The organism is Marinobacter sp. R17 (genome assembly GCF_003789045.1).
GTDB classification, from domain to species: domain Bacteria; phylum Pseudomonadota; class Gammaproteobacteria; order Pseudomonadales; family Oleiphilaceae; genus Marinobacter_A; species Marinobacter_A mangrovi.
Map to the genome: position 1 here is coordinate 19,919 of NZ_RHGZ01000002.1, position 20,069 is coordinate 39,987.

Genomic DNA, 20,069 nt, shown 5'->3' on the forward strand with positions numbered 1-20,069 from the left:
AATGGCACAATTACAACTCAAGGGTATCCGCAAGACCTACGGCAATGCCGTCCAGGAAACGCTCAAGGGCATCGACATCAACATCGAGTCCGGTGAGTTTCTGATCCTCGTAGGGCCCTCCGGCTGCGGCAAGTCCACGCTGATGAACAGTATTGCCGGCCTGGAAACCGTCACCGAGGGCAGCATACTGATCGACGGGCGCGATGTGACGAACGCCGAACCCAAGGATCGCGACATCGCGATGGTGTTCCAGTCCTACGCGCTGTATCCGACGATGACGGTGCGCGAAAACATCGCGTTCGGCCTGAAGATCCGGCGCATGCCCAAGGAAGAGATCGACGCGGAAGTCGAGCGTGTGGCCAAGCTGCTGCAGATCGAGCCACTGCTTGACCGCAAACCCTCGCAACTGTCCGGTGGCCAGCAGCAACGGGTGGCCATGGGCCGCGCGCTGGCGCGTCGTCCCAAGCTCTACCTGTTCGACGAGCCGCTGTCCAACCTGGACGCCAAACTGCGAGTGGAAATGCGCACGGAAATCAAGCGTTTGCACCGGCGCCTGGGGACCACCATCGTCTACGTGACCCACGACCAGATCGAGGCCATGACGCTTGCGGACCGAATCGCCGTGATCAAGGACGGTGAGCTGCTGCAGTTGGGCTCTCCCAAGGAAATCTATGAACGTCCGTCCTGTCGTTATGTGGCCAGCTTCATCGGTTCACCGGCCATGAGCTTCATCCCGCTGACGGTGGAGAGCGACGGCGGCAACTTGCGCGCCAGCCTGCGCAGTGCTGATGGCGAGCAGATCTACGTGCCGCTGCCGGAGACATTGGCCGCCTACGAAGGCAAGGAAATCCATCTGGGTATCCGCCCGGAGCACATTACCCAGCCGCTGGCGCACAAAGCCGGGCAGGAGGCGACGTCTTCCGGCAAATTCCGGATCGAGGTCACCGAGCCGACCGGTCCGGACGTGATGGCCCTGATCAAGATCAACGACACCGAAGTGCACTGTCGACTGGATCCGGACCATACCGTGGATCCCGGTGAACCGGCCGAACTGATGATCGATCTCAGCCGTGCGGTCTACTTTGAGGCCGGCAAGGAAGCGCGCATCGACATCTGATCCAGCCCTTGCCCCGGCCGGCTTTTCCTCGTGGCGGCCGGGGCCCTTTCCCCCGAATTCGTCGTTTTCCGTCCGGTCTGACTATTTTTTATCCATGCCAGGTTGGTGTAGGGTAAAAGACCGGTACCCAAAAAAGAGAACGAGGGATGTCTGATCAAGTCAGTGGTTCCTACGATCCGGACAAGGGGTATGTAGCCTTGCTCGGTTGGAGTCTGAACGCGGTGGAAGCCGCCGATCAATTCAACCGCCGCTATGTGGTCGTGGCGCCGGAATGGGCCGAGAGTTACTGTCAGGAGCACAGTATTCCGTACGTGCCCTGGAATTTTGAACGGTTGAACGACCGCTCCATGGAAATTGCGCAGACGCTGAAGGATATGGGCGTCAATGTGGCGATACCGCTGTTTGAAGAAACCGTGGAATGGGCCGGCGCGATCAACGCTGTACTGCTGGAAAATCCCCGCCTGTTTGGTCAGGCCATGTTGTTGCGCGATAAGGCGCTGATGAAACGGCGTGCCCAGCTCGGGGGTATCCGGGTGGGCATTTTCGAGGAGGCGCACGACCGTGAGGATGTCATCCGCTTCCTGAAACGGGTCAACCAGACGCTGCTCAAACTCGACGGCGACCCCAACGACCCGATTCACCTCAAGGCCTTCGACAAGGCCGGTTGCCTCGGCCACCGGGTGATCCGCACGCCGGACGAAGTCGATACCATTCCCGAGGAAGAATTCCCGGTGCTGATGGAATCCCATCTGGACGGCTGGGAGTTTGCGGTGGAGGCCTGGATTCATAACGGCAAGATCCGTTTCCTTAACATTTCCGAGTACGTCACCCTGGGCTACTCGGTCTTCGTACCGGCCTCGCCGGAGCTGGAAAAATACCGGCCACAGATTACCGAGCAGATCGAGAAGCTGATCAAGACGTTCGATATCGATTTCGGTTTCGTTCACCCGGAATATTTCGTCACCAACGACGGCGAGATGTATTTCGGCGAGGTGGCGTATCGCCCACCGGGCTTCAAGGTGTTCGAGCTACTCGAACGGGTGTACGGGTTCAACGCCTACCAGGGCATGATCCTGGCGTTCGATCCCAAGACCACCGAAGAGGAGATCACCTCGTTCTTCCCGAAAGAGGTGGTGGATGCCAAGTGCTATGCCGGTTGTTTCGGGGTCTATCCGCGACTGCGGGTGGTCAGCCGCCTGGAAATTCCGGAGGAAACCGAGGATCACCCGTACTACGAGTCCAACGACCTGGCGCCGCCGATGCAGGATACGGTGACCAAGCGTACGGCCTTCGGCACACACTGGGGGCTTCTGTACTTCAAGGGTGACGACCCCCACAAGATGCGCGACCTCCTGAAACATCAGGAAGAGTTGGACTTTTACGTGTAGTCTGTCGACTTTTCCCGATCGCGAGGACGTCGAGTGGACAACCACATCAGCCCGCAGGCGGCCCCCGGAAAACTCGAGGGGCTGCTGGCCAAACTGGACGAAGCTACCAATCAGCTGGCCGGGACCCGGGCGTTTGCCAAGCCCGGCAAGGTGCCCGTCGTCTTTGATCTGGTGCGACGCGTCCTGTTGCAGCCGGGTGGTTGTGCGGCGGTTGAGGAGCGGGCTCAGGCGCTGGAAGAAGCCGGCGTTTTCGAGGGGACCGACTGGGCCCATCCCCATATTCTCGTGCCTTCCCTGACACCGCAATCGCTCAAGAGTCCTGTCGCCGACACCCTGGCGGTGGAGGCTTTGAGTGAATTGCGGCTATTGGCGGTGGCCATGGGCCGCTATCGGCATCCGCAGGTTTCCTCCGAGCAGGCGCATCACTTCCTGGCTCAGGTCCTGGCCATGAACCTCGCCCTGCTGTTCGGCGCGCCCGGAGAAGCAGAGCGGGAACAGCAGGGGCGCCTGGCCGGGTTGTCCCGGGCATTGGTGCGCCATCTGGCCGATCGCATCGGTTACGAACACGTGATCGATCAGCTGATTGCCGAGATCTGGCGAATCATTGAGCAGCGCCCGATTCTTACCGGTCCCGTCAAGCAGATGATCACCCAGATTGCGATCTGCAACAGCAACCCGGACATCGATCTGGGCGCCAGTGGTCAGGGCGCGCATCGGTTGGTCAGTAGCCTGTTCGGGCCGACCGAAGCCTGCCGTGAAGATCCCGGACTATCCGTCTACGAGGAACGACTGGCCGCCATGGACCAGCGGCGCCTGCAGGCGGAGGCCATGGGCTGTGCCCGGGCCATGCACGACACCGGTCTGGTGTCCGCCTACCATGCGGTGCTGGTGCGTTTTCTCCTGGACCAGGGCGACCAGTTGCTGTCCGAGGCGCTGGGTCTGTCCAGTACCGGTCGGGACTGTCTGCTGTGCTATCGCGAGCTGGTGCATGCGTTGATCCAGGAAAGTGTTCATCCGGAGACGTCGCAGACCGTCTATGGCCTCGCGTTGATGCTGGAGCGCGGCATTCTCTACAACCCGGCGATGGGACCGGCACTGTGGCGGCAGGTCAATCTGCCGTTATCGCGTACCACGCGGGAACAGTTGGCGCTGGTTTTCGGGGAGTCGGCATCACCGCGTGCCCGGCTCCTTGAGGGCGTCATTTGTGTGCTGGGGCAGCCGTTAGGTGTGGGGCAGGGGAACAACCCGACCTGCCAGTCGGCGCGGGCGATTTCCATGTGGTCGTACAGCGATCCGGATTACCTGTTGCAGTTGTTGGTATGGGCCGCCCGGGATGATGAAATCATCATGCATTTCGAAGGCAAGCCGGTTTCTTCCGTCGCCAGCGCGGGCGGCGTTGCCAAGGAATTGCACCTGGACCTGGATGCGGTCTCGCTGATCCTCGTGCCTCACCTGGACCGGATCTATGGCGAAATGGGCCGGCTGTGCGATGATCGTGACGGCGACCCGCACCGCTGGATCAACCCCGAATTCCACGGGTGGTGGTGCGGCCGGGGTTTCCGCATCAATGTGGACGTGGCGACGGGGCATTTGCACGACGAAGACACCTTTCTACGCCATTTCTACGCCAGCTATCATCCTTACTACAACGGCAACCAACCGTTGATTCACCCGCAGCCGGCGGGCATCGCCGTGACTGACAGCGCCGCCCGATTCATTGGCTGGCACGCCATCTCGATCCTGCGGGTCGGGCTGGACCCCGAGGACGTGATGCGGGTGTATTTCTTCAACCCCAATAACGACAGTGCCCAGGACTGGGGAGACGGCATCAAGGTCAGCATCTCCGGGCACGATGAGCGCCACGGCGAGTCCTCGTTGCCGTTCGGCGAGTTTGCCTCGCGGCTCTACATCTTCCACTACGATCCGCTGGAGCATGGGGCGCTGGCCAATGTGCGGCCGGAAGAACTGCAGGATGTCATGGACCGGGTCCATCGCAGTTGGGGAGCGGATCGCCTGCCCGCAGCGGAACTGCAGGCAGGGCAGGGTGTGGATGCGCCGGATGGTGGCGATTAGCGCAGTTTGGTTTCCCGCAGCTTCTTGACGAATTCGGGCGCTTCGAAGGATTCCGCCCGGGCCACATCCCAGTATTTTGCGAAGATCGGGATATCGATGTGGCCGTCAATCAGCGCGCCTAGTTCCAGGAATCGGAACAGATCCATGTAAGGCTGTACTTCGTTTTCATCCACTCGCCGGATGATATGCTCCGGCCCGAGTTCCCGGGGATGGCGAAGGCCGGCGGCGCCCAGAAGGTTTGTCAGTGCGTCCATGGTGTTGCGGTGGAAGTTGTAAACCCGCTCGCTCTTGTCGGCCACGTCCAGCTTCTGGCTGCGTTTGGGATCCTGGGTGGCAACGCCGCTGGGGCAGCGCCCGGTGTGGCAGTTTTGGGACTGGATGCAGCCCAGCGAGAACATGAAGCCCCGGGCCGCGTTGCACCAGTCGGCGCCCAGCGCCAGGGTGCGGGCAATGTTGAAGGCGGACGTAATCTTGCCGGCCGCTCCCACGGCGATGTCTTCGCGCAAATTCGCGCCCACCAGTGTGTTGTGCACCAGCAACAGCGCTTCCGTCATGGGCATGCCCAGGCGGTTCGTGAATTCCAGGGGCGCGGCGCCGGTGCCGCCTTCTCCGCCGTCGACCACGATGAAATCCGGTTTCTTGCCGGTCTGCAGCATGGCTTTGACCAACCCGAACCATTCCCAGGGATGACCGATTGCCAGCTTGAAGCCGACCGGTTTGCCGCCGGAGATCTCCCGCAGATGCTCGATGAAATCCATCAGTTCCAGCGGCGTGCGGAACGCGCTGTGGCTGGCCGGTGATTCCACATCCTCCCAGGGATCCACACCGCGTGCCTCCGCGATCTCCGGCGTGACCTTGGGCCCCGGCAGGATGCCGCCGTGGCCGGGCTTGGCTCCCTGCGACAGCTTGATTTCAATCATGCGCACCTGATCGCGGGTGGCGTTGCGCACGAACAGCTCCTCGTTGAAAGAGCCGTCCTTGTTGCGGCAGCCGAAATAACCGGAACCGATTTCCCAGACCAGATCGCCGCCGTATTCCCGGTGGTAGCGCGAGATCGAGCCTTCCCCGGTGTCGTGGTAGAAGTTGCCTTTCTTGGCACCCTTGTTGAGCGCCAGGATCGCGTTGGCCGAGAGCGAGCCGAAGCTCATCGCAGAGATGTTGAAGATGCTGACGCTGTAGGGCTGCTTGCAGTGTTTGCCCACCACCACACGGAAGTCGCTGTCCTGGTGGTCCACTGGCGCGATGGAGTGGTTGATCCACTCATAGCCCTCGGCATACATGTCATGCATGGAGCCGAACGGTCGCTTGTCCAGGACGTTCTTGGCCCGCTGGTAGACGATGGCTCGCTGTTCCCGGGAGAAGGGCGTTTCTTCGGTGTCACGCTGGATGAAGTACTGGCGGATTTCCGGGCCGATGGATTCCAGGAAGTAGCGGATGTGCGCGAGGATCGGGTAGAGCCGGCTGACCGTGTGCCGTTTCTGCAGGATGTCGTAGGTTCCCAGCACCACCAGCACCCCAAGCAGGATCGGCAGGATCAGGGTCGACGGATAGAACCAGGCCAGCACAAGTGTGGCCACAAAACCTGCCAGGGCAATGTAGTACGCCAGGTAGCGCGCGGGAAAGAAGGATGACGACTTGGACATGCGCGAGCAGACTCCCGTTTGACAGCAAAAGAGGCATGATAGGGGCAGCAGCGCCGACAGGTCGAGCCGCATGCCCCCGGGCGGATGACTTGTGATGCCTTCTATTGCAGCACAGCGGGGTCAGGCTGTCAGGCGCAGATGGCGGTCGGCCAGGCTCTCGACATCGCTTTCGTCATGACTGACCAGCACGATGGCGGTGCCCTGGTCGCGCTGGTCGCGGATGAGTTGACGCAGGGTCTGGCGGGTGTCCGGATCCAGTCCGGTGAAGGGTTCGTCCAGCAACAGCAGGGGTGTCCTGCGCAGCAGTGCCCGTGCTACGGCCACGCGCTGGCGCTGGCCGCCCGAGAGTTCCGTAGGGACGCGGCGTGCCAGCCCGTCCAGACCGACCTTGTCCAGCATGGCGTCGATGGCGGCCTTGTCCTCCCGGGACAATTTCAGACCCGGATGAATGCCCAGGCCGAGATTGTCGTGCACGCTCAGGTGATCGAACAGGTTGTCTTCCTGGAACACGGAGGTGACCGGTCGGTCCCAGGGCGGCAGGGACTGGATGTCCTGCGCCTGCCAGCGCAGGCTGCCGGATTCGGCGCTCAGGAAGCCGGCGATCAGGTTGAGCAGGGTGCTCTTGCCGCACCCGCTGGGACCGGTCACGGCCAGGCACTGTCCCGGCGCCACATTGCCACTGAAGGTCAGCGGCCAGTCGGTGTCCGGATAACGGAAACTCAGATCCTGGAACTCAAGCATGGACACGCGCTCCGGTGGTGAGACGGTTCGACGCCCGCAGGTGTCGGCGACGATCTCCCCAGTGATTGAGAATGTAGAAGACGACGAACAGCAGGATCAGCATCACGAACGCGGTACCGGACGCTGCTTCGATCCGATAGGCCGACAGTTGCTGGAACAGCAGCAGCGGCAGCGTGGGTGCGGACGGACTGCCGAACAGCGCGATGACGCTGAAGTCGCCCAGCGACAGGCCGGCGGCGTAGGCTGCGGCCAGCAGCAGGGGGCGCCGGAGTAGCGGCAACAGGAGAAACCGCAGTCGATAGCTGCCGCGCAGGTTCAACTGGTCGGCGACCCGCAGGCTGTTTGGCGGCAATGTGGCAAACGGGCCGCGCAACACCTGCAGCACGAAGGGGAGGGCCATCAGTGCGTTGATCATCGCCACCAGCGCCAGGCCCTGGTGGGTCTGGCCCAATTGGGGGCGCAACAGGATAAACAGGCCGGTGCCCAGCACCAGGGCCGGCACCAGCAGCGTCAGGTGGCCGCTGGATTCCAGCAGGCGGGCCATCAGGCGGCGTCCGCTCTGGCGCGCCGACTGGCTGGCGGCCAGGATGGCCAAACCGCAGGTGCAGGACAGGAACGCGGCGATCGTGGCCACGCTCAGGCTCCGGGCCAGGCTCCACCAAAGTTGGCCCTGACCAGCTTCACCCAGCAGTCCGGGCAGCCCGCGGACCACGACCGCCAGCAACGGCAGGGCCAGGAAAGCCAGGAACAGCTGCAGCAGGATGCGATCCCGGGGGCGGGCGTCCCGGCGCCGTGTGCCGGACTGTTCATGGCTTCCGGGAACCAGGCTGCGGGTCGATCCCTGCCGGGAGGCCACCAGCCAGAGAGCGCCACAAATCAGCAACTGCACCATCGCCAGCAGGGCGGCGCGGGCAAAGTCGAATTCATAGCGCAGTGATTGATAGATGGCGACTTCGATCGTGGTGGCCCGTGGGCCGCCACCCAGTGTCATCACGATCGCAAAGCTGGTGAAACAGAGGATGAAAATGAATACCGCCAGTCCCGGCAGGACCCGGCGCAGGGCCGGCCACTCCAGGTTGCGCCACAGCGGGCCGCTGGTCAGGCCCAGTTGAGCCGCCATCCGCCACTGGTTGGCGGGGATGCGCTCGAGTCCCTGCAGCAGGATGCGGGCGGCCAGTGGCGCGTTGAAAAAGACGTGGGCAAGCAGGATGCCCTGCAGCCCGTAGAGGTTCCAACGGAAAGGCAGGCCCAGCCAGCCCAGCGCCGTATTGAGCCAGCCGGAGCGGCCGTACACCGCCACCAGGGCAAACGCCGCGACGATGGTGGGCAACACAAGACTGAGCTCCGTCAGCCGCAGCAGCAGGGCGCGACCGGCGAACCGCGGATGGCGGTGCAGCGCCCGGGCCACCGGAATGGCCAGCAGCAGGCTGAGTCCGGTAGACAGGGTGGCCTGGTACACGCTGAACCAGATCACCTGACGCAGGTAGGCGCTTTGCCAGAGATCGCTGACGGCCTGCCATTGCCACTCCGCCAGCAGGCCGGAAAAACCGGCCGCCACGATGCCGACCAGCAGCAGTGCCACCGCCCGGCCGGGCCAGGCTCGCCAGCGCGGATGGCTGAATGGGGGCGTCACTGTGCGGTCGCGTTGAGCCACTCGTCAATCCAGGCCTTGCGATGGTCGGCGACGGTTTGCGGATCGAAATACAGGGTTCGGGCGGGTTCGATCAGCCGATTGAACACATCGGGCAGCTCGTCGCCCAGGTCCGTCGCCGGATACATCACGTTCTTCAGGGGAATTTCCCGCTGGAAAGCGGGGGTCAGCATGAACGCCAGGAACTGCCGGGCCAATTCGGGATGAGGGCTATTCCGCAGGCGGGCTGCCACCTCCACTTGCAGGTAGTGGCCTTCATCGAAGGCAGCGGCCTGATAGCGATCGGTCTTGTCCACTGCCATGTGATAGGCCGGGGAGGTGCTGTAAGACAGCACCATGGGCGCTTCGCCGTTCATGAACAGCGAGAAGTAAGCATCGCTCCAGCCTTTGGTGACGGTCAGGATGTGCTTTTGCAGCGCCTGCCATTTAGCCGGGGCCTGATCACCGTAGACCTTGCGCATCCACAGCAGGAGGCCCAGCCCGGGTGTGCTGGTGCGCGGGTCCTCGATGATGATTTTCAGATCGTCCGGGGTGTTGATCAGCCCGTCCAGACTGGTGGGGGGATCCGAAAGCTGCTGGGTGTCGTAAACAAACGCGAAATAACCCCAGTCGTAAGGCACGAAGGTGTCGTCCTGCCATTCAATAGGCAGGTTGAGCGACGACGTGTCGATGTCGTGTGGGGCCAGCAGGCCGGTTTTGCGGGCGTCGGCCATGATGCTGGCGTCCAGCCCCAATACCACGTCGGCCGGGCTGGATTCACCTTCCAGGCGCAACCGGTGAAGGATGGCCACGCTGCTGTCCAGTGCCACGAAATTGAGGGTGCAGTTGCACTGCGCTTCGAATGCCTGCTTGACGGCTGGTCCCGGGCCCCACTCTGAGACGAAGGACGGGTAGGTGTAGACCGTCAGCGTTGGGCCAGCCCAGGCCAGACTGGCGGAAAGCGTGAACAGAATCAGGAGGAAAAGGCGTGCCATTGTGGTCGATTCCCGTCGTCGTGTAGGCATTCCGGGGGACCACAGACCGCAGGCAGAGTCTTCACTCAATCCCTTCGCCGGCATGATCCGGAGCAGGTTCCGCGGGTCTGATCTCAGCCTGTCGATACGGTCGCAGGCACCCCGTTGAGAAAACCCTATTTTAACAGACTTACCGGGGTCTGGGCAGCGCCCCTTGGCACGATAGATGTGCAGAATCGTTTTTTCTCAGTCCTTAGACCTGTAAGTAAATAAAGGGCGGCCAATCGCCGTTCGGGGTGGCTGAAATGCCGCTGTTCGTGGCCCGGAGCGACCTGGAAACAGTGTGGGTGACGGGCAACGATTACGATCTCTATATGCCGGTAGCCTGTTGTTTAAAGGCGCCGAAAAAAAATTTCCGGGAAGAGCCGCAATATCTGGGCTACGGTTAGAAAAGTGGGTTCCATCCGGAAATCGCTTTTGATATTTCGAGCTCAAATGAATAGACTTAACGGTCTGTAATCTTGAGTCCGAAATGGACCCAACAATCCGTTCGAGGAGACTTGACGTGAGCGAAGTCCTTAAAGACGAGTACTCCACCGACTATCAGGCGGGTCAGGATAACATCACCCCACTGGGGCTTGACCTGCACAAGACGGTGTTTTTCGTTACGGCAGCATTGATCATCTTTTTCGTGGTGGGAACCCTGATTTTCCCGGATGTCTCGAATTCGCTGCTCAGTGGTGCCAAGGCCGGGGCCATCAATCATTTTGACTGGCTGTTCCTGATCAGCGGCAACATCTTCGTGATTTTCTGCCTGGCACTCATCGTGCTGCCGGTCGGCAATATCCGCATTGGCGGTACCGACGCGGTTCCGGAATTCTCCACCATGTCCTGGTTCGCGATGCTGTTCGCTGCTGGCATGGGTATTGGTCTGATGTTCTGGGGTGTTGCCGAGCCGGTCGCCTATTACACCGACTGGTACGGCACGCCGCTCAATGTGGCCCCGAATACGCCGGAAGGTGCGAGCCTCGCCATGGGGGCGACCATGTACCACTGGGGTCTGCATCCCTGGGCAATCTACGCCATTGTTGCGCTGTCCCTGTCCTTCTTCGCCTTCAACAAGGGCATGCCGCTGACCCTGCGTTCGGCTTTCTTCCCGATCTTTGGTGATCGCGTCTGGGGCTGGATCGGTGACGTCATCGACATCCTCGCGGTGCTGGCGACCATCTTCGGTCTGGCCACATCCCTGGGTCTGGGCGCGCAACAGGCAGCCTCCGGTCTCCACTACCTGTTCGGTATCGACAGCGGCATCAGCACCCAGATCGCCATCATCTTCGGCATCACCTGCGTGGCGTTGATCTCGGTGATTCGTGGTCTGGATGGCGGCGTCAAGCTGCTCAGTAATATCAATATGGGGCTGGCGGCGGCACTGCTGCTGTTCGTGATCTTCGCCGGTCACACCCTGGGTGTGTTCGAAGCGTTCTGGACCACCACGTCCGCTTACGTCGGTAATATCCTGCCGCTGAGTAACCCCTTCGGTCGTGAAGACGAGACCTGGTTCCACGGCTGGACCGTCTTCTACTGGGCCTGGTGGATTTCCTGGTCACCGTTCGTCGGCATGTTCATCGCCCGGGTGTCCAAAGGTCGTACCGTGCGCCAGTTCGTGACCGCCGTACTGATTATCCCGACCATAATCACCATTGTCTGGATGAGCGCATTTGGCGGTTCGGCCCTGGAGCAGATCCAGGCGGGCGTCGGCTCACTGGCAACCGACGGTCTGACCGATGTCTCTCTGGCGATGTTCCAGATGCTGGCCAACATCCCGCTGACCACCATCACGTCGTTCCTGGGCATCATCCTGGTCATGGTCTTCTTCGTGACCTCGTCTGACTCAGGCTCGCTGGTCATCGACAGCATCACCGCCGGCGGCAAGCTGGACGCACCGACCCAGCAGCGTGTTTTCTGGGCGGTCATGGAAGGTGCGATTGCAGCGGCACTGGTCTTCGGCGGCGGTTCTGACGCGCTGAAGTCCCTGCAAGCCGGCGCGGTCAGTGTGGGCCTGCCGTTCACCTTCGTACTGCTCGTCATGTGCTATGGCCTCTACAAAGGTCTGAACAACGAGCGTGCACTGATCAACGCCGGCATGAAATAAACTCCCGGCCTGATCCGAAAAACCCGCCTCGAACGAGGCGGGTTTTTTTATGCCCGAAACAACGGGGCAGGTATGCGGGATCGGCTAAAGACTCAGGCGTAGACCGGCTTCTGATAACTTGTCTGGAGTGGAGCGGACAGGTTGCCGGAGTGGCTGAAAATGGACATGGCGTATTCCACCCGGGCTTCTGGAGTGAGGTGGGTGCGCTTGAGGCTTTCGATGTACTTCAGGCGTGGCAGCAGGCCCTTGCCATTGGCCATCTGGATGGCCAGGCCGGGCCGGGCGTTCAACTCCAGTAGAGTCGGGCCACTGTTCTGGTCGAGCACCAGATCCGCACCCATATAGCCGAGGCCCGTAGCCTCGTAGCAGCGCGATGCCATCACCAGCATCGTATGCCAGTCTTCGATATGGATGTGCTCCAGCGCCAGGCCGGTGTCCGGGTGGGTCTTGACCGGGCGGTTGAATTGCACGGCGTTCAGACTCCGGCCGGTGGCGATGTCGATGCCCACACCGATGGCGCCCTGGTGCAGGTTGGCCTTGCCGTCAGAAGCCCGGGTAGCCAGGCGCAGCATGGCCATCACCGGATAACCGCGGAAAACGATAATGCGGATGTCGGGCACGCCCTGGAACGAGTAGTCGGTGAGGGCGCTGCTGCACTGGATCAGATCCTCGACGATCGCCACATCGGGCGAACCGCCCAATGAGTACAGGCCGGCCAGGATGTTGGACAGGTGGCGCTCCAGGTGTCGCAGGGACACCGCCGCACCGGAGGCCTTGATAAAGCTGTCGTCCTCGCGCCGGGTAATGACGAGGATGCCCTTGCCACCGGAGCCCTTGGCCGGTTTGATGGCGAAGCCGTTCAGGTCCGCCACCCGTTCCCGGAAATGGGAGATCTGGTGCTGTTGGGAAACCACCTGGCGCAGGGCCGGGGTAGCCACATCGTATTCCTCGGCCACCAGCTTGGTTTTCAGCTTGTTGTCCACCAGCGGGTAGGCGCTGCGGTCGTTGTAACGGGCAATGTAATCCACATTGCGCCGGTTCATATTGAGCATGCCGCGGCGGGTGAGGGCGGCCGGCGAGATCCATCGCATCAGTCATACTCCTGCATGGGATGGAACCGACGCAGTTCGCTGAGCTTGTAGCCGGTGTACTGACCCATTAGCAGGATCACCGCCAGGATGATCAGGTGCAGTTCCGGGAAGTTGAAGGTCAGGTGGCCGGCAATCGGCAGGCTCATCACCAGATAGGCCAGTATCGCCACCAGCAGGCTGCCGCCGCCCTGCACAAAGACCTCATGCGGGCCTTCCTCTTCCCACAGGATGGACATCCGCTCGATGGTCCAGGCCAGGATGACCATGGGGAAGAACGTCACCGTCATGCCGGTGTTAAAGCCCATCTGGTAACCCACGATGCTGATCGCGGTACACATGAAGATGACGAGGATGATCAGCGTTGCAATCCGCGACACCAGTAACAGGTTGAGGTTCGACAGGTAGCCCCGCAGCAGCAGCCCCAGCGCCACCACCGTGATGAACGTGACCAGTCCCGGGCCGAGCGAGGTTTGCAGGAAGGCCACCGCAATCAGCACTGGCATGAAGGTGCCGGACGTACGAATGCCCACGATCACCCGCATGAAAGCGACCACCATCGCCCCCAAAGGCAGCAGTAACAGCATGCGGAACATGCTCTGTTCCTCGATGGGAAGCTGATAGAGGCTCAGGAAGCCCAGCCCGTTCTCCATCGACTCGGCCCGGGCCAGTTGCAACGCCGGCACCGTCTGGCGCAGCATGGCAAAGCTCACCACGGACTGGCTGCCGCCCATCACGTCAAGCAGGGACTGGGTATTCCGGCTCCACAGCAGGACGTTGTCGGGCAGGCCCTGTTCGCCCGTCTGCGGGTTGAACGTCAGCCAGTGATCGCCGTCGTAGATCTCCAGGAAAGGCCGCAGTGGCTGGCGCCTGCGGGCATCTTCCAGCTTGACGCCCTCGGAGACCCGGGCCGGAATATCGGCATAATTGAGCAGTTTGACCAACACATCCACATCGTCGTGGCTTGCCAGCAGGAGGGCGGTGTTCTGGTCCGGATCGGTGGAGCGAATCAGTTTGATCAGTTCCCGGGTCATGCTTTCCGGCGTACTGGATTTGGCGGCAGCCAGCGCCAACACTTCGTGGGCGGCGGTCGCCTGGGGTTCTTCCCAGTAGACGGTGTCGGGCTCGGGCGGCTGTTCCGGTGGCCTGGGTTGGGCGTCCGGGTCGGGAATGAACTGGGCTTTGTAGTACAGCGTTTGCGGACCGTTGGCTTCACGGATCGACCATTCGCCCCGGCGATCGCCCTGATCATCGACGATCGAAAAGCCGTATCCCGGTGACGCCGCCTGCTCCGACAGCACGTGGAAGCCGGGCGGATCGTCCGGCAGGTTCAGGCTGACCAGTACGGGATCGCCACTGGCTCGGAAATCCACCCGCGCTTCCACCAGCCAGACCGGCCGTTCCTCACCGGACAGCCAGGGAATGCCGAGTTCGAAATGACGCAGGGTGGCAATGCCCACGCCGGTAAAGATCAGCAGGGCAATGGCGATGTAAAACGGGTAACGGGACTTCACTGCGGCGCTTCCTTGGCGGACTGGTTTTTCCCGGCCTTCGATGTGAACTTGGCGGGCAATTGGGTGGCGAAATCCTTGCCGACATCCACCAGCATGATGTCACGCAGGATGTTGCGGCCGATCAGGACCGTATTGGACAGGGCTTCCCGATTGGACAGCGTGAATTCGGCTTTTTGTACGTGATCGCCGATGGCGAATTGCAGTTCGACCACGGCCCGGCGCTCACTGTCGTCGGCCGAGGCCTGAATGATACGGGCATTGCGGGAGAGCGGGCGCTCCAGTGTTTTCAGTTCGTTCTTGGTGCCCGGCACCGGTACGTCGAAGCGGACCCAATCCTCGCCATTGCGTTCGAAATAGGTCACGTTGCGGGCGTCCAGCGACGAGGTCTCGGCGCCGGTGTCGACCCGTGCTTCATAGGTGAAGCCGGGCTCCAGGAAATGCACTTTTTCCAGTTCCCCGACCACCAGCATGTCCTGGAAGTGCGAGGAGGATGCGGTCTCACCACTGCTGACCGAAGAGCAAACGGGCTGCGGTCGCTTGGGGCAGCTGGGGGGCTTGATCTGTTCGCGGATGGTTTCGATCAGGGCCCGGGTATTTTCGTTGTTGTTGCGCACCATGCCGCGATGGTGGGCCTTGAGGTCTTCGCTCAGTTGCCGGAGTTCGCCGGACTGGACGGTCTCAGCCTGCTTGAGTGTGCTCAGATCGTCCCGTTTGACCAGGGCCGAGCCGGAGCATCCGGCCAGGAGTGTCCCGAGAGCCGGGACCAGAACCCATCGTGAAAGCGTGCGAAGCGCGCGCATAGGCATGACAAACCTCTGTCCGCAATAAACCGTGTGTGACTGATCGGGATTGTCCGAAAATGAAGGGCGAAGTATACATTATTACGACATTACGCCGATTTACCGATCTGTAACCCCTGCGGGCCTGTGATCCGGTTGGCGTTACGGGCCTGCCAGCGGGGCGTTCACTCGGTCGGCGGGTGCTGGGTCCGGATGTAGTGATCGGCGTCGAGGATGTCGTCGGAGCGCAGGTAGGCCTGGACCGACGGCGGGCAATTCAGGTACAGCAGGAGCAGCTCGCGCTGGATGTCCTGATCCTGGATGCGGGACGCGTAGTGAATCAGGCTGCGAATGGTGCTGTCGGATGCATCGTCGAACCGCTGGTCATAGCGCAGCTCCACCAGCGTATGCAGGCGTTCGAGGTGATATTGGCCGGTGTGGGTCAGGTGTTCAGTAAGGCTGAACCCGGTGTTGCTCTCACCGTCCTCCGGGGCGCATGCCTGTCCGGTCGTTCTGCGCCAGAGTGCTTTTAACATGGCTGTGTCTCGAAAATCCCTTGTCCGGGGTGAACCCCGCAGCGCTGGCAGTGCGGCGATGACAGGCCGCCCTTGAGCACTTTTTAATTATCGTTATACCGACTGTTGTAGCTCAGATTACGAGCGGCTTCCATCTCTGGATGCGCTCTTATTACATGTCTCCGGAATTTTGAGACTTGTGTGTCATATCGGCTGCGTGCAGGATCACCCAATGTGTACGGATATCAACCTGCTGCGAGGGTGTCACTTCGCCTTTAGTCGAAGTGGGTCCGGGTAAGTTCCTTGGCCCGGGCGGTCGGTTTTCTGGATAATGCCTTACCCGTCAACGTCCGGGCTTGCAGAGTGAGTCGCGACGGTCACTTTCCAGAGACAGGAGTTGAATGTGCCGCTTACTATTCCCCGGGAAATGCTTCCGGTGCTTGTTACCGTCGCTCTTGGTGTGGCGCTGGTTACCGCTTTTGCACTGGTGCTGTTCTATCAGCGTCGCCTGCGACAGGTGCGCGAGGAGGCCCAGTCCCGCCTGGATGCCATGACCACCCGCGCCGAAGCGGCCGAAGAGCAGGCTTACCACGTCAGCCGGGACCGGGCGCTCCTGGAGCAGGAACGCGACCAGTTGCGGGAGCAGGCGACGGAGCAGCACCGCCATCAACGAGATCTTGAGGCCGCCCGGGAAAGCTGGCGTGACAAGGCCACGGAGCTGGATAACCGGATGGCCACGTTAGTGGCGGAGCGGGACGGTTCCCAGAAGCGCGAGCGCAAGCTGGAGCAGGATCTGTCCGAGCTGAATGACCGTTACGAGGCGGTTAACCGCTCCCTGTCCGACGCCCGGGTGTCGCTGCGCGAATACGAGGTGACGCTGGAAGAGGAGCGCCGCACTACCGGCGAAAAGCTGCAACTGTTGGAGCGCAATCGCGATGCGCTGAAACAGGAGTTCGAGAACCTGGCCAACCGCATTTTCGAGCAGAAGAGCGAGCGTTTTTCGCAGCAGACCCGCACCAATCTCGATTCGCTGTTGAACCCGTTCCGCGAACAACTGCAGGACTTCCGCAAGCGGGTGGAGGATGTCTATACCACCGAAACCCGGGACCGTCAGGCGTTGCGCAGCGAAATCGACGCCCTGCAGAAGCTGAACAAGCAGATCACCGAGGAAGCGGCGAACCTGACCCGGGCGCTCAAGGGCGACAAGAAAATCCAGGGGAACTGGGGGGAACTGATCCTCGAGCGGGTGCTGGAGAAATCCGGCCTGCGCAAGGGCGTCGAGTACGAAACCCAGGGCTCGTACCGGGATGCCGAGGGTCAGTTGCTGCGCCCGGACGTGGTGGTCCACCTGCCGGACAAGCGCAACCTGATCGTGGATTCCAAGGTGTCCTTGCTGGCCTACCAGGAATGGGTCACCGCCGAAGACGACGACGCCCGCGAGAGTGCCCTCAAGGCCCACGTCGAGGCGGTGCGCCAGCACATCCGCAGTCTCAGCGAGAAGGACTACAGCCAGCTCAACGGATTGCATTCGCCGGACTTCGTGCTGCTGTTCATGCCGATCGAACCGGCCTTCGTGGCGGCCTTCCAACAGGATGAGAACCTGTTTGCCGAAGCGTTCGAGCGCAAGATTATCGTGGTCACGCCGACCACCCTTCTGGCGACCCTGCGCACCATCGAGAACATCTGGCGGTACGAGCGCCAGAGTCAGAATGCACGGCAGATCGCCGACCGGGCCGGAGCGGTCTACGACAAGTTGCGGGTCTTCGTGGAATCCATGGAAAAGCTGGGTAGCCAGCTGCAGACCGCGCAGGGCACCTATGACGGCGCCATGAACACGCTGACCCGCGGCAAGGGCAACCTGATCTCGCAGGCCAACCGGTTCGTCGAACTGGGCGTGCGGGTGAAAAAGGAATTGCCCAAGTCGATCCGCGAGCAGGCAGGCGTCGGTCATGACGAGGACGACGAGACGGACGACGAAAACGACTGAAATTCGTCGAAACGGCTCCCGATGAATGGAATTCAGGTCACAGTGACGCCACGCCATCGTGGCCTAGAATGATCAACACGACATCCAAGATCCGCATCTTCGGGAGCCCTGCGTGTTGAACACATATCCTTGGCAAAACTCACTGGCCTTAACCCTGTCCCGGGCCGCGATGGCCGGTGGCGGTGATGACGATGGGGATCAGAGCGGCGATACCATCGTTGTTGACTGATCCACAGACCCGGTCCCGCTGAGTGGGTTTTCACAGCTTGTCGCGGCATCTCCTTGAATCATCCGGGGTAATGGCAGACACTTTAGGGACGAATTTGCCATGCGTTCTGCGCCAACCCGGTGGAATCGGCGTTGGCCCAACGCACTGAAAACAGTGATGTTCCCTGCGGAGAATTCAGGAATGAAAAGCAGATGGATGGGTGTTGTTGTCGGTAGCATGCTGTTCACCCAACTCGCCTGGGCCCTGCCTCCAGAGCACGAAACGCGCCGGCTGATGCTGGCGGTCGAGAAGGCGGTCGAGAACCAGCAGTGGGGGCAGGCCGGTGAATACCTGAATCGCCTGCAGGCGCTGGACACCAAAAAGCCGGACGATTATGCCTTCTATCGGGGCCGGGTCATGTACGAGGCCGGGCACTACAACGAAGCCATGGCGGCGCTGGAGGCCTACGTCACACAGGCGGGTGAAAAAGGCGAGCATTACACCGAGGCCCTGGAGCTGATCACGTCGGTGGAGCAGGCCCGTAAAGAGGAAGGGGATGTGGCCAGTGCCGCCCAGTCCCAGGGCGAGCCGGTGGCCAAGATTGAGCCGGCCGACGGCAATTCCGTCGAGCAGTTGCAGAAACTGTATCTGGCCAGCACGCCCCGCGAAGCGCTGGAACGCCACGCCAACAGCCTGCTCTCCCAGAACGCCTGGCGCGCGGGCAATGGCCGGGTGATCAACGCCAATCAGACACCCGATGTGGTGTATCAGGTGTCCAGCGATACCGGTGCCCTCCAGGTCCAGGAAACCCGCAAGTTGGATGACGGTCGCTCGGAAGTGGTCTCTTCGCGCCTGCCGGTCTACGGCATTAATCCGCTGCTCAAGTGGGACTGCCCGGATGATGGCCGCACCTGCTGGATCTACGATCCGCGGGATGGCTCGCGCTGGCTCAAGCTGGGCGGCCAGGCGGATACCACTCAGGCTCTGGCCCGCACCCTCGGCGATCTGATCCGGCGCCTCCAGTCCCCATCATAGGATAGGATGGCGGTGCCGGTTGGTTACGACTCGGCACCGACTTCCTCCTCTCGCCAGGCGCCGGGCGTCATCCCGGTCCATTTCTTGAACGCCCGATGAAAGGTGGACGGCTCGGTGAATCCCACGAGATGGGCGATCTCGTTGATGGAGCGCTCGCCCCGGCCCAGGTGATAGATCGCCAGATCCCGCCGCAGCAGATCCTTGATTTCCTGGAACGACGTATTTTCCTGCTTGAGCCGTCGGCGCAGGGTTTGCGGGCTGACGTGCAGTTCTGATGCAATCCACTCGAAATCCGGCAGGGCCTGGGAGAAATCCCGGCCGATCAACGCGCGGATGCGTCCGGTGTAGCTGTTGCCCTCGTCGGGGCGTGCCAGCAGGTCCGCCGGCGAGGTTTTCAGGAAGCGTCGCATCTCCGGGCGGTCGCGGATGATCGGTGCGGTCAGGAAGCGGGCGTCGAAAATCAGTTCTGTCCGGTCGGCGTCAAAGGCCAGCGGGCAGTGGAAGATGTGCCGGTATTCGTCGGCATGGCGTGGGGCGGGGTAATCAAAGCGTGCTTCCTTCAGGGTGATGGCCTGGCCAATCAGCCAACTGAACAGACGATGCCAGATCACCAGGATGCTCTCGCGCAGAAAATAGTGCGGGTCGTGGACGGGTGGGTCCAGGTGGAGCACCAGCGACGCCCGGTCACTGGCCCGTTCCAGTCCCATGCAGACGGTACTGTCGAACAGGTGGGAAAAGTGTTCTGCCCGTTCCAGACCGCTCTCCAGGGTCGAATGCTCGAGGATCAACGTACACATGGTGGCGAAGGTGCCGGGACGACAGCGGCGTGGTCCCATCCCCATGAACTCGTCCTGCATGGCCTCCCAGATCACCTGCATCAGCCGGGTGAACTGGGCGCTGCTGACGCGGGCTCCGGGCGTGCGGATCAGCTCCGGCGAGATGCCGGCCCGCCGCAGCATGGCGCTGGAATCCTGTTGCTGATACTCGGCACCGCTGAGTGCGGCCAGGACGAAGTGTCCGGAAACCGTCAGATTCGCCATCCGTTGACCTGTATGCTGTAAGGATTCGCCCATCATAAGAAGGTCCTCCGGGTTTGCAACATCATTGGGGGACAGGGTGCGGTCGGGGTATGGTAGATACGGCCAATCAGATTGGCGGAACTCGCCGTTGGCGGCGATGCCATGGGCCGGCAATCTGGGGCGCGGAATCACACAGGGAGACGCAA

General features: G+C 61.6%; 15 protein-coding genes and 1 riboswitch. Of the genes, 6 read left to right on the plus strand and 9 right to left on the minus strand.

All coding sequences use genetic code 11. The annotated features are described in order from the left end of the window. The first annotated feature begins 1 nt into the window (after position 1). The 3 genes from EB809_RS02075 (at position 2) to EB809_RS02085 (ending at position 4,578) form a co-directional block, all read left to right on the plus strand. Positions 2–1,117, plus strand: coding sequence for an ABC transporter ATP-binding protein (locus tag EB809_RS02075; RefSeq protein ID WP_123633091.1), 1,116 nt, complete (start codon positions 2–4; stop codon positions 1,115–1,117). Positions 1,118–1,263: 146 nt separating this feature from the next. Next, positions 1,264–2,505, plus strand: a complete 1,242-nt coding sequence (locus tag EB809_RS02080) for an acetyl-CoA carboxylase biotin carboxylase subunit family protein (protein WP_123633093.1) — start codon at positions 1,264–1,266, stop codon at positions 2,503–2,505. A gap of 33 nt (positions 2,506–2,538) precedes the next feature. After that, positions 2,539–4,578 (plus strand): hypothetical protein, encoded by a 2,040-nt coding sequence (locus EB809_RS02085; RefSeq protein WP_123633095.1) that lies wholly within the window; start codon positions 2,539–2,541, stop codon positions 4,576–4,578. Here the strand turns inward: EB809_RS02085 and EB809_RS02090 are convergent. The 4 genes from EB809_RS02090 to thiB all read right to left on the minus strand — a co-directional run bounded on the left by EB809_RS02090 (position 4,575) and on the right by thiB (position 9,587). Beyond that, on the minus strand, positions 4,575–6,221 hold the full coding sequence (locus EB809_RS02090) for an FMN-binding glutamate synthase family protein (RefSeq protein WP_123633097.1): 1,647 nt from the start codon (positions 6,219–6,221) through the stop codon (positions 4,575–4,577). The genes EB809_RS02085 and EB809_RS02090 overlap by 4 nt on opposite strands. 120 nt (positions 6,222–6,341) lie before the next feature. Then, positions 6,342–6,962, minus strand: coding sequence for an ATP-binding cassette domain-containing protein (locus EB809_RS02095; protein ID WP_123633099.1), 621 nt, complete (start codon positions 6,960–6,962; stop codon positions 6,342–6,344). Then, a complete protein-coding gene (gene thiP / locus EB809_RS02100) occupies positions 6,955–8,616 on the minus strand; it encodes a thiamine/thiamine pyrophosphate ABC transporter permease (protein ID WP_223807775.1) in 1,662 nt (553 codons plus the stop codon). The genes EB809_RS02095 and thiP overlap by 8 nt, the downstream gene beginning before the upstream one ends. Beyond that, entirely contained in the window at positions 8,592–9,587 is a 996-nt protein-coding gene (gene thiB / locus EB809_RS02105; RefSeq protein ID WP_123633101.1) for a thiamine ABC transporter substrate binding subunit, read from the minus strand. The genes thiP and thiB overlap by 25 nt, the downstream gene beginning before the upstream one ends. 52 nt (positions 9,588–9,639) lie before the next feature. Then, positions 9,640–9,741, minus strand: a riboswitch (TPP riboswitch). Positions 9,742–10,131: 390 nt separating this feature from the next. Between thiB and EB809_RS02110 the strand changes: the two genes are divergently transcribed. Beyond that, positions 10,132–11,718 carry a BCCT family transporter gene (locus EB809_RS02110; RefSeq protein WP_123633103.1) on the plus strand — a complete coding sequence of 529 codons (1,587 nt, stop codon included), beginning with the start codon at positions 10,132–10,134 and terminating at the stop codon, positions 11,716–11,718. 92 nt (positions 11,719–11,810) lie between these two features. On the opposite strand, the gene EB809_RS02115 is transcribed toward EB809_RS02110, so the two are convergent. The 4 genes from EB809_RS02115 to EB809_RS02130 form a co-directional block, all read right to left on the minus strand. Then, complete coding sequence (locus EB809_RS02115; RefSeq protein ID WP_123633105.1) at positions 11,811–12,809, minus strand: alpha-L-glutamate ligase-like protein; 999 nt, start codon at positions 12,807–12,809, stop codon at positions 11,811–11,813. Continuing rightward, complete coding sequence (locus tag EB809_RS02120; protein ID WP_123633107.1) at positions 12,809–14,320, minus strand: inactive transglutaminase family protein; 1,512 nt, start codon at positions 14,318–14,320, stop codon at positions 12,809–12,811. Before EB809_RS02120 ends, EB809_RS02115 begins: the two co-directional genes overlap by 1 nt. Continuing rightward, complete coding sequence (locus tag EB809_RS02125) at positions 14,317–15,126, minus strand: ATP-dependent zinc protease (protein WP_123633109.1); 810 nt, start codon at positions 15,124–15,126, stop codon at positions 14,317–14,319. Before EB809_RS02125 ends, EB809_RS02120 begins: the two co-directional genes overlap by 4 nt. A 158-nt stretch (positions 15,127–15,284) precedes the next feature. Next, complete coding sequence (locus tag EB809_RS02130; protein ID WP_123633111.1) at positions 15,285–15,635, minus strand: hypothetical protein; 351 nt, start codon at positions 15,633–15,635, stop codon at positions 15,285–15,287. Between the two features lie 709 nt (positions 15,636–16,344). On the opposite strand from EB809_RS02130, the gene EB809_RS02135 reads away from it, so the two are divergent. Together EB809_RS02135 and EB809_RS02140 are read left to right on the plus strand one after the other, a co-directional pair. Further along, complete coding sequence (locus EB809_RS02135) at positions 16,345–17,601, plus strand: DNA recombination protein RmuC (RefSeq protein ID WP_123633371.1); 1,257 nt, start codon at positions 16,345–16,347, stop codon at positions 17,599–17,601. A 409-nt stretch (positions 17,602–18,010) separates the two neighbouring features. Then, positions 18,011–18,844 (plus strand): hypothetical protein, encoded by an 834-nt coding sequence (locus EB809_RS02140; protein WP_123633112.1) that lies wholly within the window; start codon positions 18,011–18,013, stop codon positions 18,842–18,844. Positions 18,845–18,867: 23 nt separating this feature from the next. Here EB809_RS02140 and EB809_RS02145 read toward each other — a convergent pair whose 3' ends face one another. After that, positions 18,868–19,884 carry an AraC family transcriptional regulator gene (locus tag EB809_RS02145; protein WP_123633114.1) on the minus strand — a complete coding sequence of 339 codons (1,017 nt, stop codon included), beginning with the start codon at positions 19,882–19,884 and terminating at the stop codon, positions 18,868–18,870. Positions 19,885–20,069: the final 185 nt, after the last annotated feature.